Origin of the sequence: Pseudomonas sp. BIGb0164, assembly GCF_024810135.1 — a bacterium.
Taxonomy (GTDB): Bacteria; Pseudomonadota; Gammaproteobacteria; order Pseudomonadales; family Pseudomonadaceae; genus Aquipseudomonas.
The window spans coordinates 1-15549 of the sequence record NZ_JANUEA010000013.1 but is presented as its reverse complement, the minus strand read 5'-3'; the positions used below and the strand labels follow the sequence as shown (position 1 = coordinate 15549).

The 15549-nt window shown below is 62.6% G+C and carries 13 protein-coding genes; 3 read left to right on the top strand and 10 right to left on the bottom strand.

Features of this window, described 5'->3' with window-relative positions; all coding sequences use genetic code 11:
* Positions 1-4: 4 nt before the first annotated feature.
* The 7 genes from M2394_RS28555 to M2394_RS28525 form a co-directional block, all read right to left on the bottom strand.
* A complete protein-coding gene (locus M2394_RS28555; protein ID WP_256732900.1) occupies positions 5-742 on the bottom strand; it encodes a fimbria/pilus periplasmic chaperone in 738 nt (245 codons plus the stop codon).
* 62 nt (positions 743-804) lie between these two features.
* The gene (locus M2394_RS28550) at positions 805-1350 is read right to left on the bottom strand and encodes a fimbrial protein (RefSeq protein WP_178923249.1); all 546 of its coding nucleotides are present in this window, start codon (positions 1348-1350) and stop codon (positions 805-807) included.
* Positions 1351-1682: 332 nt separating this feature from the next.
* The gene (locus tag M2394_RS28545; RefSeq protein WP_259175501.1) at positions 1683-2141 is read right to left on the bottom strand and encodes an REP-associated tyrosine transposase; all 459 of its coding nucleotides are present in this window, start codon (positions 2139-2141) and stop codon (positions 1683-1685) included.
* Between the two features lie 177 nt (positions 2142-2318).
* Positions 2319-5990 carry a transporter substrate-binding domain-containing protein gene (locus M2394_RS28540; protein ID WP_405046588.1) on the bottom strand — a complete coding sequence of 1224 codons (3672 nt, stop codon included), beginning with the start codon at positions 5988-5990 and terminating at the stop codon, positions 2319-2321.
* Positions 5991-6617 (bottom strand): response regulator transcription factor, encoded by a 627-nt coding sequence (locus M2394_RS28535; RefSeq protein ID WP_178923245.1) that lies wholly within the window; start codon positions 6615-6617, stop codon positions 5991-5993. It abuts the gene before it with no gap.
* 63 nt (positions 6618-6680) lie between these two features.
* On the bottom strand, positions 6681-7466 hold the full coding sequence (locus M2394_RS28530) for an EAL domain-containing protein (protein ID WP_259175499.1): 786 nt from the start codon (positions 7464-7466) through the stop codon (positions 6681-6683).
* Between the two features lie 107 nt (positions 7467-7573).
* A complete protein-coding gene (locus M2394_RS28525) occupies positions 7574-8572 on the bottom strand; it encodes a bile acid:sodium symporter family protein (RefSeq protein ID WP_176998987.1) in 999 nt (332 codons plus the stop codon).
* Between the two features lie 85 nt (positions 8573-8657).
* Between M2394_RS28525 and M2394_RS28520 the strand changes: the two genes are divergently transcribed.
* Positions 8658-9446: a helix-turn-helix domain-containing protein gene (locus M2394_RS28520; protein ID WP_178923240.1), complete on the top strand. Its 789-nt coding sequence runs from the start codon at positions 8658-8660 to the stop codon at positions 9444-9446.
* A gap of 3 nt (positions 9447-9449) precedes the next feature.
* Here the strand turns inward: M2394_RS28520 and M2394_RS28515 are convergent, their stop codons facing one another.
* Entirely contained in the window at positions 9450-9920 is a 471-nt protein-coding gene (locus M2394_RS28515) for an Lrp/AsnC family transcriptional regulator (RefSeq protein WP_259175496.1), read from the bottom strand.
* Between the two features lie 123 nt (positions 9921-10043).
* On the opposite strand from M2394_RS28515, the gene M2394_RS28510 reads away from it, so the two are divergent.
* Positions 10044-11288, top strand: coding sequence for a methionine gamma-lyase (locus M2394_RS28510; RefSeq protein WP_259175495.1), 1245 nt, complete (start codon positions 10044-10046; stop codon positions 11286-11288).
* 227 nt (positions 11289-11515) lie between these two features.
* Positions 11516-12187 (top strand): response regulator transcription factor, encoded by a 672-nt coding sequence (locus M2394_RS28505; protein ID WP_178923234.1) that lies wholly within the window; start codon positions 11516-11518, stop codon positions 12185-12187.
* Between the two features lie 71 nt (positions 12188-12258).
* On the opposite strand, the gene M2394_RS28500 is transcribed toward M2394_RS28505, so the two are convergent.
* Positions 12259-14217 (bottom strand): MacB family efflux pump subunit, encoded by a 1959-nt coding sequence (locus tag M2394_RS28500; RefSeq protein ID WP_259175493.1) that lies wholly within the window; start codon positions 14215-14217, stop codon positions 12259-12261.
* Positions 14218-14220: 3 nt separating this feature from the next.
* Complete coding sequence (gene macA / locus M2394_RS28495) at positions 14221-15372, bottom strand: macrolide transporter subunit MacA (RefSeq protein WP_259175491.1); 1152 nt, start codon at positions 15370-15372, stop codon at positions 14221-14223.
* Between the last annotated feature and the right edge of the window lie 177 nt (positions 15373-15549).

Sequence of the window (15549 nt, the reverse complement as noted above, 5' to 3'; positions counted from 1 at the left end):
GGAGTCAGGGCTTGAGCGGTTGTTGCATCGGCATCAGGGCGCCGTAATCGTTGATGGCGTTGAACTCGACCTGGCCTGCGCCGGGCAAGGCCTTGAGGCCATTGACCGCAAACACGCGGGTCGCACCCGGGTCGACCATGCCGTTCTCACCGTCGAAGCGCTGGTTGCCGGTCGCGAGGGTCAGTTCCACCAGCGACACATGGAACGCGCTCGGGTTGTAGGCCTGCAGCGCATAGCCCTGGCCCTGCGGGACGACCTTCCATTGCAGCCCGGCGGGTGCCTCGGTGGCACTGCCCGGCAGGCCATCGGGGCGGTAGAAAATCTTGATCCGCGAGCGAAACGCCATCTGCAGCATATTGAGGTCCACCGGGCCATCGGCCTTGGGCGGGATTTCCAGGATGTTGAGCCAGTACACCGACTCTTTATCGCTGGCCAACGGCGCGCCGGTGAACATCAGGCGCAGGCTCTGGCCCTTGCTCGGGTCGATGCGCGACACCGGCGGCGACAGCACGAACGGTGCCTTGGAACTGGTGGGACTGGCGTTGATATCACCGGTATCCACCCAGGCCTGGACCAGCGCGGGGTGCATCCCGTTGTTGTTCAATTTGACGGTGATTTCCTTCTGGCCCGCGGGGTAGACCAAACGGGTGCCGGTGATCACCACACCGGCCATGGCCTGGGAACAGACCAACGTGGCGAGGGCCACACATGCGCTACGGCGGAGCATTTTCAGGCAGGACATAACACACCTCATCAGCCGCACATCGGCGCGCCGCACAGGCCGCGCGCAGATGTGACTGGGGCTTACTGGTAGTCGACGTTGTACGTGATGGAGCTGACCACGGTGCCGGCGGTGGTGGTGCCGGTGGCGAAGTACTGCACGGCGTACGGCATGTTCGCCGTGCCGCTGGCGTCGATGGTGTTGCGGGTGGTGCGGGTGAGCTGGTTGGTGTTACCGGCCTGGATCACCGCGCCGCCTTGGGCGTCGACCAGTTGCAGCTGCACATTGGTGGCGGTGCCGGTCATGTTGTTCAAGTTGCCGGTGACCGGGTCCACAGTGGCGCCCGAGTTGAAGAACGCCGCAGCCGTGGCGGCAGAACCGACGCAGTTGCTCAACTGGATGTTGAAACCGGTACGGCCTTCGGCCTGGCCGGCAGCGGTCAGCAGGCCGGTAGAGATGGTCGGCAGGGTCACGGTAGCGACGGCCGGGCTGACAACACCGTCAACGGCGATGGTGCAGGTCTGGTTGACCAGCTCACCGTTGAAATTGATAGTGCCATCGGCAGCATTGGCGAACTGGGCGCCGGTGGCGCAAACCAGGGCTGCGAGCGAGAGGGCTTTGATCTTCATGGTGCAACTCCAAGGGGAAAGTTTTAATCACTGTCGCCATGCACGGATGAGTTGCCAGGCGCCGGATACGCGCCTGAAATAAACAAAGCATCTGCTGTGTCGACGTGATTTATTTTCCGCCTCGGAATTACCCAACCCTGTAGTCCCCATCCCCGCAACACGTAGGAAATTTCCCACGCCACACACTGTAGTGAGCGGGCTTGCCCCGCGCTGGGTGGCGAAGCCGCCCCCAATCCAGTCGACGCGGTTTTTCAGGGAATACGCGGTGTCTGGGGCGCGAGGCGAGCTCGCTCACTACAGGCCTATTTTCGCGACATCAGGGTTATTGGGCGTTAGAGCCAGGCGGCGTCCCACAGCGAATACTCACCCACCCGTTCAGCCAGGCCTGCGCGCAAGGGGTTGGCCACGATGTAACGCGCCATGGTGCGAATGTCGTCCTCTTCCCGCACAGCCCTGTCGTAATACCCGGGTTGCCACACGCGTTCTTTGCTATGGCGGCGTCTGTTGATGGTCAGTGTGCTGCGTGACTTGATACGCCGTACCACGTCGGCCAACGTCTTTTGCTTCAGTTCAAACAGCCAGTGGATGTGATCCGGCATGATGACCCAGGCCAGGGAGTCGACCAGGCCTTGCTCATGAACGCGCCGGAATTCGGCAACCAGCAAGCGCCCGAGAAACAGGTCGGTGAACAGGCGTTGACGGTGGTGAACGACGGCAGTGATGAGGTAGCTGCGCCCGTGTTCCGAATAACGGCCACGACGCAGGCGATGAGTTTGAGGGGTGGGTAGCAATCCGCTGCTCCTGGGAACGTCCTTGAGAGCACTAACCCTAGCCCGCTTCAGGGATCCGCTCCGCCCCATCCAGTCACCGGATATGTCTGTACCCCACAACCCGGACACAATCGTTGTAGTGAGCGGGCTTGCCCCGCGCCGGGGGCGCTGCCATTTCAACCCGGACGCCGTGTTTTTTCAGGGAATGCGCGGTGCCTGGGGCGCGAGGCTAGCTCGCTCACTACAAGCCAGGTAGGTGTCGAGGTGGTGTTCGAGTTGTTCCATGGCTTGTTGCAAGGTGTCGACGGCGTCGGTCAAGACCGCCGAATTGAGCCCTTCGCAGGCGGCTTCCAGGGCTTCGCAGGCCTGGATCAGGCGTTGCGCCTTGATGATCCGCGCGCCGCCCTTGACCCGGTGCGCCAGGTCGGCCAGGCCGGTGACGTCGTGCTGGGTGAACAGCTGCATCAAACGGGACATGTCCTGCTGGTTGCTGGTGGCCAGGTCGTGCAGCAGGCTTCTGATCGAGGCCTCGTCGCCCCGGCTGAGTTGTTCCAGGCTGGTGAGGTCGATGTCGTCCGGCAAGGCCTCGACCGGTGCCGGCACGCTTTCCGGGGTCAGGGAGGTCAGGCGTGCGCTCAGGTCCTGCAGGCTGATGGGCTTGAACAGGCAATCGTCCATGCCCGCCGCCAGGCAGCGGTCTTTCTCCTCGGGCTGGGCATTGGCGGTCAGGCCGAGGATCAGCCCGGGTTGCAGGCCCCGGGAACGCTCTTCGTCACGGATCGCCCGGGCCAGTTCATAGCCATTCATCAACGGCATATTGCAGTCGGTGATGACCACGTCGAAATGCTCTGCACGCCAGGCCCGCAAACCATGGGCGCCGTCCTCGGCATCCACCACACGGTGGCCGAGGTAGTGCAGTTGCTGGGTGAGCAACAGACGGTTGGCCGGGTAATCGTCGATCACCAGCACCTTCAGCGCCTGGGACGCCGGCATCTGCATCGGCTCGGCAGCCGGCGCATGTTCCAGCGCCGCCAGGGTCGGCAAGCTGGCGCGCATTTCCACTTGGGTGCCCTGCCCCAGCACACTGTGCAGCACCAGGCTGCCGCCCATCATTTCGCACAACGTACGGCTGATCATCAGGCCCAGGCCAGAGCCTCCGCGCGCCGACTGCCCATGGTTGCTGGCCTGGGCAAACGGGCTGAACAGACGCTGCTGGTCTTCGTTGGAAATACCGCTGCCGGTGTCCTCCACCCGCAGGCAGATCGCCAGGCGCTCGTCATCGGCGCCAGGTTCGGCGCTGACCCGCAGGCGCACCTGGCCTTGGCCGGTGAACTTGATCGCATTGCTCAACAGGTTGGAGGCAATTTGCTTGAAGCGCAGCGGGTCCACCAGCACCTCACGGTTGATACTGGCATCCAGGTCGAGGATCAACTGCAGCTGTTTCTGCCGCGCCAACCCTTCGAAAATCCGCGCCACCGATTCCACCAGCTCGCGCAGGTTGGCGCGCTCCGGTGCCAGGGACAGGCGACCGGATTCGATGCGCGCGATGTCGAGGATATCGCCGATCAGGTCTAGCAGGCCGCGAGCCGCACCCGACGCCACTTCGATGGAGAAACGGTCGGTGACGCCCTGGTCGGCCTTTTTCATCGCCAGTTCGAGCATGCCAATGATCGCGTTCATCGGCGTGCGGATTTCATGGCTCATGGTTGCCAGGAACGTGGTCTTGGCCCGGTTGGCCGCGTCGGCGCCTTCCTTGGCTTCACGCAGGGCTTCGAGCAAATGCTGGCGTTCGCTGATGTCGATCCAGCCGCCGATCATGCCGCTGACTTCACCGTCACTGCCGCGATACGGCAGCATCCAGTGGTAGATGGTCAGCACGTTGTCCGGCCCCATGGTCAAGCGACGGTCCTGCACCCGGGGTACGCCGTCGGCCATCACCTGCAAATAGTCTTCGTGGTAGGCGGCGGCTTCGTCGGCGCGCTTGAGCACGCCTTCGACCACCGTCTTGCCGAGCACGGCGTCACGCTCCACGCCGAAGACGTCGAGGTAACCGCTGTTGCAGATGCGCAGTCGCCCTTCACGGTCACGCACATAAATAGGATGCGGCGTGCCGTCGATCAACACGCGCATGAACTCCATCTGGTCGTTCAACGCGATCTGCGCCTGTTTGCGCTGGCGCATCAACATGCGCAGGTAGGCGATCCAGCCGAACGCCACCAGCAGCAAGATCGCGGCAACGGCAAAGCCTTGCAGGATCAGCGCACGGTTGCGCAGCCAGTAGCTGTCATCCACGGCAATTTCACTGCGCCAACGGTTGGTGACTTCGTCCATCTCCTCCGGCGGGATGCTCAGCAGCGCTTTCTCCAGGATCGAATACAGCTCCAGCGCACCGCGCGACGTGGCGAACGCAACCCGCGCCGATTCGGTGCCGACCGTGGTGGTGATGCGCAACCGGTCGCGGTATTGGCGCGAGATCATGTAGCGCGCCGTGATCAACGAATTGACCGCCGCATCAGCCTCGCCATTGGCCACTTGGGCCATGGCTTGCTGGGCGTTCTGCGCGTTGACCAGGGTGATATTCGGGTACTCACCCAGCAACTGGTCGCGCACCGGGTTACCAGTGATCACGGCCAGGCGCTTGCCGGCCATGTCATCCAGGGTGGCCGGGCTGTCCGGGCCGGTGCGGCTGACCAGCACGTAAGGGGTGCTCAAGTAAGGCCGCGTGAAGCGCATCTGGCTTTCACGGGATTGGCTGGGGGTGACGGTAATCAACAGATCGGCCTTGTCCGTGCGGATCTGCTCGATCATGCCTGCCACCGACTGCGTGCTGCGTACATCGAACTTCAAGCCGGTGCGCAGCGCGACCTTGGCCAGCACATCGGCGCTGATGCCACGGAACTCGCCGTCTTCGTTGAAAAACGAGAACGGCACAAAGCTGTCGTCGACCGACACCCTCACATGGGCGTGCGCGGCCATCCAGCGCAGCTCGCTGGCGCTGAAGTTCAGTGCGGTGCGCCCTGGCATGCTGCCACCGCCCGCGCTCCAGCGGCGCAGGATGGTCATGCGCTCGCCCTGGGGGATCGCCGCCAGCGCGGTATTGATGATGTGCAACAAGCGGCGGTTGCCCTGGGCCACTGCAAACGAGAAGTTGCTGACCTCCATCCGCGAGAAGTCGGCCAGCTGCACGTTGTTCAAGTAGTTCTTGTTGATCAGGTACTGGGCGCTGATAGAGTCGCCCAGGTACACGTCGGCATTGCCGAAGGCCACGGCGCCGATTGCGCTCAACGTCGAGGGATAGAGTTGCAACGTGGCTTTGGGGTAGAACGCCTCGACGGCCTGCGGCGGCAGGTAGTGGTAGAGCATCGCGATCTTCTTGCCGGCCAGGTCCTCGGTCAGGGTCTGGCTGTTGGCGACCTGGGTCACCAGGGTTGGCTGGTCCTCGGCGTAGGAGGTCGACATCAGCAGGTCATGGTCGGCCTGCTCAAACCCATTGGCGGTGCCGAGAAAATCCACCTCGCCGCGCTTGAGCGCCTCGATCACATCGGCCCGGGACGCAAAGCGGTGCACCTCCACCGGTGTACGCAGCAGTTCGCTGAGCAGGGTGGCGTAGTCGGCGGTGATGCCTTCGTAATCGCGGCCATTGGTGGTCATGCCAAACGGCGAATAATCCGGGGCGGACGCGCCCAGCACCAGGGTGCGTTTGCTGCGCAGCCAGCTCCAGTCCTGCTCGGCGAGCGAGACCGCGTACTCCGACACATGGGAGCGGCCCAGGACCTGATAGGTATCGGCCGGTGCGGCCGCCAGCACGGCACCATTCAGGGTGCCGGCGAGCAGCAAGCCCATCAGCCATTTACGCGAGGACATGTTCATTCAGACCAGGTTATTGCGCTTGGCGAAATCGGCCAGGTACACCACCGACTTGACCTTGAGCTTCTCGATCAGGCGCGTCTTGTAGGTGCTGATGGTCTTGTTGCTGAGCAGCATCGCGTCGCCGATTTCCTTGTTGCTCAAGCCCTGGGACAGCTGCTGCAAAATGGTCAGCTCGCGGTCGGACAGGGTCTGGATCAATTCCAGGTCGGTGGTTTCGGCGTCACTGCGGCGCACCGAGCTGTGGGCCAAGTTGGGGAAGAACGTGTAGCCACCCATGACCGCCTTGATCGCCTTGATCAGCTCATCCAGGTCGTTGGTCTTGGAGATATACCCCGCCGCGCCGGCCTTCATGCAGCGCATGGAATAGAACAGCGGCGACTGCGAGGTCAGCACCAGGATCTTGCACCGCAGGCCCAGGCCGCAAATGCGCGCGATCACTTCCAGGCCATCGAGCTTGGGCATGGCGATATCCAGCACGATCAGTTCAGGCTCGTGTTCACGGGCCAACTGCACCGCGTCGGCGCCATTGTCGGCCTCGGCCACCACCTCGAAGCCTTCCTGCTTGAGGAGCATCTTCACCGAGGAGCGAATAAACGGATGATCGTCCACGACTAACGCTTTAAACATAACAACCCCTGTGAGACACGCCGCCACAAAATACACGAGCGCGACCTGAGTGTAGGAAATTTCTTAGAACTTTGAATAGCCGGACGCCTGCGCTTCCAGCCAAGGCAGCAAACGGTAGCCCGCCATGGGCCGCGCCAGGTAAAACCCCTGGCCCAGCTCGCAGCCCAGGGCCAGCACGCCGTCCCGAATCTGCGGGTTGCTGACGCCCTCGATCACCAGGCCCATGCCCAGGAACCGCGAGAGTGCCAGGGTGCTGCTGACCAGGCTGGGGCTGTGGCGCACAAAGCCGCCGTCGAGCTTGAGTTGGTTGAAGGGCAGTTGACAGAGCAACTTGAGGGAGGAAAAACCGTTGCCGAAGTCGTCGATGGCCAAGCCGCAGCCCAGCATGCGCAGGCGCAGCAGGTTTTCCTGGACCGCCGGCGAGGCGTTCAGCAAACCGTTCTCGGCAAACTCGAACACCAGGGAAGAACCGGAAAACCCGTGCTGCCCAAGGGCCCACTGGATGTGAGCGACCAGGGCGCCACCGAGCAATTGCGAAGCGTGCAGGTTGAACGCCAGCTCCAGCGCTATGGACTGGCGGCGCAATACGCCGAGCAGGCTCAGCCCCTGTTCGAGCAATTGCTTGAACATGTCGTCGATCAGGTCGTAGGCCAGCACGGCGGCCAGGAAGTCTTCGGGCAACAGCACGCCCCGCGCCGGGTGTTCCCAACGCACCAAGGCCTCCACGCCCGCCAGTTGGCCGGTGTGCATGAAGAACTTGGGTTGGAACCAGGCGCGAAACTCACCCAGGGCCAGGCCACGCTGGATCTCCAGCTCACTGGGCAAGGGTTTGACGGGGGAAGAGGCCATGCTTACCAACCACTTTGCGGGTGCGAATGGGGTAATAGTGGCCGGGAATAGTCTTGATCTATAAGGGAAACGTCCCACCTATACGTAGGAAATTTCCCAAGACCTCATTAAGGATCAACCTGCGCCATCAGTTCCGGAATCGACTCCGGCCGCTTGGCATAGCGCTGCGCCAGGGCGGCGCAGACCATCAGCTGGATCTGGTGGAACAGCATCAGCGGCAGAATCAGCACGCCCATGGTCGCCCCGGCAAACAGCACCTGGGCCATCGGCACACCGGTCGCCAGGCTCTTCTTCGAGCCACAGAACAGGATGGTGATGCGGTCTTCCTGGTTAAAACCAAAGGCCTTGCCCAGCAGCGTCGACGCCACCAGCACCAGGGCCAGCAACACACAGCACGCCACCACCAGGCCACCCAGTTCCCACAGCGGGATCTGGTGCCAGATGCCTTCATTGACCGCCTCGCTGAACGCGCCGTACACCACCAACAGGATCGAACCCTGATCGACAAATTTCAGCCAGGCCTTGTTGCGGCCGACCCACTCGCCGATCCAGCGACGGGCGATCTGCCCGGCAATAAAGGGCAGCAGCAGTTGCACACTGATTTTCAGGATCGCGTCGACGGTCGAACCGCCATCGCCATGCACGTTGAGCAACAGGGTGACCAGCAGCGGCGTCAGGAAAATCCCGAACAGGCTGGAGGCCGCTGCGCTGCAGATGGCCGCCGGGATATTGCCCCGCGCCAGGGAGGTAAAGGCAATCGCCGATTGCACCGTGGCCGGCAACGCGCACAGGTAGAGCATGCCCATGTACAGGTCTTTGCCGATCAGCGGCGACAGCACCGGCTTGAGCGCAAGGCCCAGCAGCGGGAACAGTACAAAGGTCAGGCTGAACACCAGCAAGTGCAGGCGCCAGTGGCCGGCACCGGCCACGATGGCCTGGCGCGACAGCTTGGCGCCGTGCAGGAAAAACAGCAGCGCGATGGCCAGGTTGGTGACCCAGCCGAAGGCCACGGCGGTCTGGCCGCTGGCGGGCAGCAAGGAGGCGAGGATCACCGTGGCAATCAATGTCAGGGTGAAGTTGTCAGGCAGAAAACGCGGGCGGGTCATAAGCAAATCTTCCAGGGGTTGCCAAGAGCATCCTCGCGACTCTAACGTAACGGCTTGTTACCGACTAACGCCAATGAGCCAGTAAATGCCGCCTAAAGGACATGACAAGACCGTCCGCCGCACAGTGCCTGGGCTTTCCAGCCTGCCACGCCCGGTGTATGGGCGCACCGAATCACTGCCCAACCGGGCGCTGACCCGTCGGCATAGCCACCCGTGGGTGCAGTTGTCCTACGCGATTTCCGGGGTGCTGGAGATTCAGACCAGCGTCGGCCGCTTCGTCGCGCCGCCCCAGCGTGCGGTGTGGATCCCCGCAGGCGTGCCGCACCGGGTGTTCAGTTCGCCCCACACTGAAATGCGCAGCCTGTACCTCGATTGCAGCGTGACCACCTGGGCGGCCGAACGCTGCCATGTACTGGAGGTGAGCAGCCTGTTGCGCGAGTTGATCCGCAGTTTCAGCGAGTTGCCCGTGGAGTACGCCGAAGACGGACCCGACGGGCGCCTGGCCCAGGTGGTGCTGGACCAACTGGCCGCGGCGCCCCAGGTCGACCTGATGCTGCCCCTGCCCCTGGACCCGCGCCTGCGCCAGATCTACCGCAGCCTCAACGCGCACCCGGAACAGCAGACCACCCTGGGCCAGTGGAGCCAGAAACTGGGGGTGAGTGAGAAGACCCTCAGCCGCTTGTTCCTCAGTGACACCGGCCTGACGTTTCGCGCCTGGCGCCAACGACTGCGCTTGCTGACCGCCCTGCCCGCCCTGGAGCAAGGCGAACGGGTGACCGATGTGGCGCTGGGCTGCGGGTATGAGTCGACGTCAGCGTTTATCAATGCGTTTCGCCAACAATTCGAGGCGACACCGGGGGAGTTCTTTCGCTGAGCTTTATCCCGGCAACGGGATCACGCGCAAGGGCCGGACCGACTTGTAGGAAAAGCTCGAATAGATCTCCTTGACGCACGGCAGGGTCTGCAACACCTCGCGGGCAAACTCGCCAAACGACTCCAGGTCCTTGGCCACCACTTCGAGCAAAAAGTCATAGCGCCCCGACACGTTGTGGCACGCCACGATCTCCGGGATTTCCAGCAGCCGCTGCTCGAACTTCCGGGCGATTTCCTGAGTGTGGCTTTCCATCATGATGCTGACAAAGGCCGTCACCCCATACCCCAGGGCCTTGGGCGACAGGATCGCCTGGTAGCCGCTGATCACCCCGCTGTCTTCCAGGTTCCGCACCCGTCGCCAGCAGGGCGAGGTGGTCAAGGAAACGCGGTCGGCCAGTTCGGCCACGGTGAGGCGAGCATTGGCCTGCAGGGCGTTTAACAGGGCTTTGTCGGTGCGGTCCAGACTCACGGGCATAACGTGCCTCAATTCATTATTTTTATAGGAGATTCATCCCAGGACGCGGGATTTGTGCGCATTTTTTGCAACGTTCATCTCTGGTTATGAGCATAGCATTGTAGGAAATAAGGAGCGTCCGACATGAACAATAAACACAATGCATTCGGCTTTTCCACCCGCGCCATCCACCACGGCTACGACCCCAAGGACCACCACGGCGCGCTCGTGCCGCCCACCTACCTGTCGGCAACCTTTGCCTTTCCCACCGCCGAATATGGCGCGGCGTGTTTTGCCGGCGAAGCCAACGGCCACTTCTATACGCGCATTTCCAACCCGACCCTGGCGCTGCTGGAATCGCGCATGGCCACCCTGGAAAACGGCGAGGCGGCGGTGGCGTTCAGCTCCGGGATGGGCGCCATCGCCGCCACCTTCTGGACGTTGCTGCGCCCCGGCGATGAGGTGATCGTCAGCCAGACGCTCTACGGCTGCACCTTCGCACTGCTGCACCACGGTATTGGCGAATTCGGCATCAAGGTGCGCCACGTCGACCTCACCGACCTGGACGCCCTGCGTGCCGCGCGCTCCCCCGCCACGCGCATGATCTATTGCGAAACCCCGGCCAACCCCAACCTGCAACTGGTGGACATTGCCGCCGTGGCCGACATCGCCCACGCCCACGGCAACATCACGCTGGTGGTCGACAACACCTACTGCACCCCATACCTGCAACGCCCCCTGGACCTGGGCGCGGATGTGGTGGTGCACTCGGCCACCAAATACCTCAGCGGCCATGGCGATATCACGGCGGGCATCGCCGTGAGCAGCCACGCGCTGGCCCAGCGTATCCGCCTGCAAGGGCTCAAGGACCTGACCGGTGCCGTGATGTCGCCGCAGGATGCGTCGTTGTTGATGCGCGGGCTGAAAACCCTGGCGCTGCGCATGGACCGCCATTGCAGCAACGCCCTGGCCGTGGCCGAGGCGCTGCAAGCCCATCCGGCTGTTGCGAGCGTCACCTACCCTGGCTTGCGCTCGTTCGCCCAGTACGACCTGGCGGCGCGGCAGATGAGCCAATCAGGCGGCATGATCGCCTTCGAACTCAAGGGCGGGATCGACACTGGCCGGCGCTTCATGAACGCACTCAAACTGTTCACCCGCGCGGTCAGCCTGGGGGATGCCGAATCCCTGGCCCAGCACCCCGCCAGCATGACCCACTCCACCTACACGCCCGAGGAGCGCGCGGCCCACGGCATCAGTGAAGGCCTGGTGCGCCTGTCGGTGGGGCTTGAAGATGTCGCCGATTTGCTGGCAGATGTGCAACAAGCCCTGGCCAAATGCACACGTACAACCCCGCGTCATACCGCGATGGTCGCGCACGCCGTCAGATAGCGCTCAAGCACGGCGTTTTCCCAAAACGGTGGTCGGACAGGTCCGACCACCGTTTTGTGCTTTTAAAGTGGTTTTTTTGCAGATTGGATCCCCATCCTTTCGCCAGGCTGTACTAGCATACGTTCCGACGGAGAGCATTATCACTGTGGGTTATTCGCACTTGCTACCTTCTTAATCCCCGTCGCTATATAGCCGAATGCCTGCACTTGAAACTCATGGACGAATTGATGAACTCACACCTGTTCCCACATATAGGCAAGGTCATCGCCAGCACCGGCAGTCGCCATTTCCCACGCATGCTGCATGACCTCATCCTCACCCAACTGGCAGTGGACGCCACGCATATCTCGCAGCTGCGGGTGAGTTCCGAAGGGCAACTGCGCCGCAAGATCAGCCCTGTGTACACCGATTCGATGACCGCGCTGGGGCAAGAACAGCCCGCCGCGCAGTTGCACCTGACGCGGCGCAAAGACGACATGCGCTACGTGCTGTCGGTGTACCGCGCGAGCCAGTCCGACAGCTTTTCGCCCCAGGAGCGCAGCATGTTGCAGGACTTTTCCTCGCTGTTGCTGCCCATGGTGGAAAAACACATCGCCGCCATCCAGCCGTGCCGCACCGACAGCGAACTGCAGGTGCCGCAAAGCCAGGGCATCGACACCCTGCGCCGGCGCATTGAAGAACGCCTGGTGCAATCGGGGCTGACCTTGTCCAACCGCGAACTGGAAGTGTGCGTCGGCCTGCTGGCCGGGCGTACCGCACCGGAATTGGCGGAGCAACTGGCGTTGAAGGTCAACACCATCGAAAGCTACCTCAAGCGCGCGTCGATCAAGCTGGGGATCAGCGGGCGGCATTCGTTGTTGCGGTGGATGTATGCCACTGAAGAAACCGCCAGTTTTTAAGTCCACGCAGATCTAATATGTGGGAGCGAGCAAGCCCGCTCCCACATTGAGTATCCAGTGCCTGGGAGGTATCAATCCCGGGCCAATGCCTCGATCGGGTCCAGGCGTGCGGCGTTTCGTGCCGGCACGAAGCCAAACACAATGCCGATCATCGTCGAACAGGCGAACGCCGTGACGATCGAGCCCAGGGAAAACACCATTTCCCATTCCTTCACGAACAACGAAAACAGATAGCCAATGGCAAATGACAGCGAGATGCCGATCATCCCGCCGATCAGACACACCATCACCGCTTCCACCAGAAACTGCTGACGGATATCCGACTGCCGTGCGCCCACCGCCATGCGGATGCCGATCTCACGGGTGCGTTCAGTCACCGACACCAGCATGATGTTCATCACCCCGATGCCCCCCACCAACAACGAAATCACCGCAATCAACGACAACAGCAACGCCAGCGAACGGCTGGTTTTCTGCACCGTCTGCATGATGCTGTCGAGGTTATTGGTGAAGAAGTCCTTGGTGCCGTGGCGTTGCAGCATCAGCTTGTTGACGTTGTCTTCCACCACCTTGCTCGGCTGGCCGTCCTTGATGCGCACGGTGATGCTGTCCAAGTGGCGTTGCCCCAGCAGCCTTCCTGCCGCCGTTTCATAGGGCACCCACACGTTCAACGCCTTGCTCGCGGCGAACATGTTTTTGTTGTCGGCCGTCACCCCGATCACCGTGCACGGCAGGTTCCCCACCAGGATCACCTGGCCGAGAGGGTCGATGTTCGGCCCGAACAGGCGCTGGCGGGTGTTGTGGTCGATCACCACCACCTGGGCCTGGCGCCGCGCATCGCTTTCGCTGAAGGCAATACCGGCCTCGAGCTTGAGGCCCTTGACCTTGAAGTAGCGGTCGCTCACGCCGTTGACCTGCGCATCCAGGTCGATGTTGCCAAAGCGCAGCAACAGGTTGCGGCCCACCACCGGCGTAGCGCTGTCGACGTAATACAGCTGGTTCAGCGCCTCCACATCCGACGGCATCAAGGTCTCGATGGCCGAGGCACGGCTGTCGCCAAAACTGGTGCCGGAAAAGATGTCGATGGTGTTGCTGCCGATCGCCTGGATGTCCTTGAGCACATAGCGCTTGGCCCCTTCGCCGATGGCCGAGATCGACACCACCGAGGTGATACCGATGACGATCCCGAGCATGGTCAGCAGCGTGCGCATGCGGTGGGACACCAGCGCGACCCAGGCCATGTTGAACGCTTCCTTGAACAACCCCAGGCTGGCCACCAAACGCCGGGCACCGCTGCGCTTGGGCTCGATGGGCGCCTCAGTGTTCAGCTCCAGCCCGACGCTGTCGTTGGCCTTGTCACTGACGATCTCGCCATCGCACACCTCGACAATGCGCTGGGCATTGGCGGCCACCTTGGGGTCGTGGGTGACGATGATCACCGTGTGCCCGGCCGCGTGCAGCTCGGCAAGGATACGCATCACCTCCTTGCCGCTGTGGGTATCGAGGGCGCCGGTGGGTTCATCGGCCAGGATCACTTCCCCGCCGTTCATCAAGGCCCGGGCAATACTCACCCGCTGTTGCTGCCCGCCCGACAACTGGCTGGGTCGGTGGGTGGTGTGCCCCGCCAGGCCCAGGCGTGCAAGCAGCTCCCGTGCGCGGCTGTGGCGCGCGGTTTCCGGCGTGCCGGCATAGATCGCCGGCATTTCCACGTTGTGCAAGGCACTCAAGTGCGCCAGCAGGTGGTAGCGCTGGAAGATAAAACCGAAGTAGTCGCGGCGCAGTTCCGCCAGTTGTTCATCGCCCAGGGAACGGGTTTCGATGCCGTTGATCTTGTAGCTGCCGGCCGTGGCGTAATCCAGGCCGCCGAGGATGTTCATCAGGGTGGACTTGCCCGACCCCGAGGCGCCGATGATCGCGACCATCTCCCCGGCCTCGATCGTCAGGTCGATGCCCTTGAGCGCAATGAACTCGCGCTCGCCGGCCATGAAACTGCGGGTGATGCCCTTGAGCTTCAACAGTGGCTGGGTCATCGATCAATTCCCCGCCACGGCCGGCGTGGCGTCGCCGATCACCACGTTGTCACCTTCGGCCAGGCCTTCGAGCACCTGCACCTTGACGTTGTTATTGATGCCGGTTTTCACCTCCCGCGACACCGCCTTGCCCTTGGCGTCGAGCACCCGCACCGAGTAGGTGCCATCGTTGTTGCGCGGCCCCAGCGCCGCCACCGGCACCATCAGCGCCGCCTGGGCGGTGTCGAGCACGATGCGCACCTGGGCCGTCATGGCGATGCGCAAGCGATGATCGGGGTTGGGCACGTCGAACAACGCGTTGTAGAACACCGCCGTGTTCTGCTTGGGCGTGCCGGCGGGCTGGGTTTCGAGGAAGTTCTGCGGCGCCGGTTCAGTGCCACGCAGCTTGGCGTAGTAGCGTTTGTCCGCCTCGCCGAGGATGGTGAAGTACACCTGCTGGCCCGGGCTGATGTGAATCACATCGGCCTCGGAGACCTGGGCCTTGACGGTCATAGTGTCCAGGTCTGCGAGCTTGAGCAGGACCGGCGCCAGTTGGCTGGCGATCACGGTCTGGCCTTCCTGGGTGACGATGCCCACTACATCGCCGTCGATGGGCGCGACGATGCGGGTGTAGGCCAGGTTGACCTTGGCAGTGTCGATCTGGATGTGGGCGCTTTTGATCTGTGCGTCCAGGGACAGCAGGTTGGCCTGTTGCACCTGATAGGTGGATTCGGCGTCCTCGAAGTCCTGGCGGGAGACCGATTCGTCGATTTGCAGGCCTTTGTAGCGCTCGTACACGGACTTGGCTTGCTTGAGTTGGGCGGCCGTGGCGCGGCGTTGGGCCTGGAGGTTTTCTTCGTCGACCTGGGCTTTGCGCAGGGTGTTCTGCAGGATCAAGGGGTCGATTTCGGCGAGCCATTGGCCCTTCTTGACCTTGTCGCCGACTTTGACTTTGAGGGATTTGAGCTGGCCGGAGACTTGGGCGCCGACGTCGACCTGTTTGATGCCTTCGAGCAGGCCGGTGGCCAGGACGGCGTTTTCGATGTCACCGCGTTCGGCGGTGGCGGTGAGGTATTGGGGGGCGTCGGCGGGGGCTTGGACGGTGTAGATGACCAACGCTGCCGCGACTGCCAGTGCCAGGCCTAATCCTGTTTTGCGTAACTTTGACTTTTCCATAGATGGCCTTTGATCGTGTACATATCCGTTACTTGGGTAACGGCTGATATGGGTTCCGCCCTTACGGCGGGTCACTTTTGGAAAGAGCCCAAAAGTAACCAAAAGGCTCTTGCCCCAACACTCGGCACCTCGCCCAGGCTCGGTGTGCCCGTAATCCGCCAGTGATTTGGGGGGCCG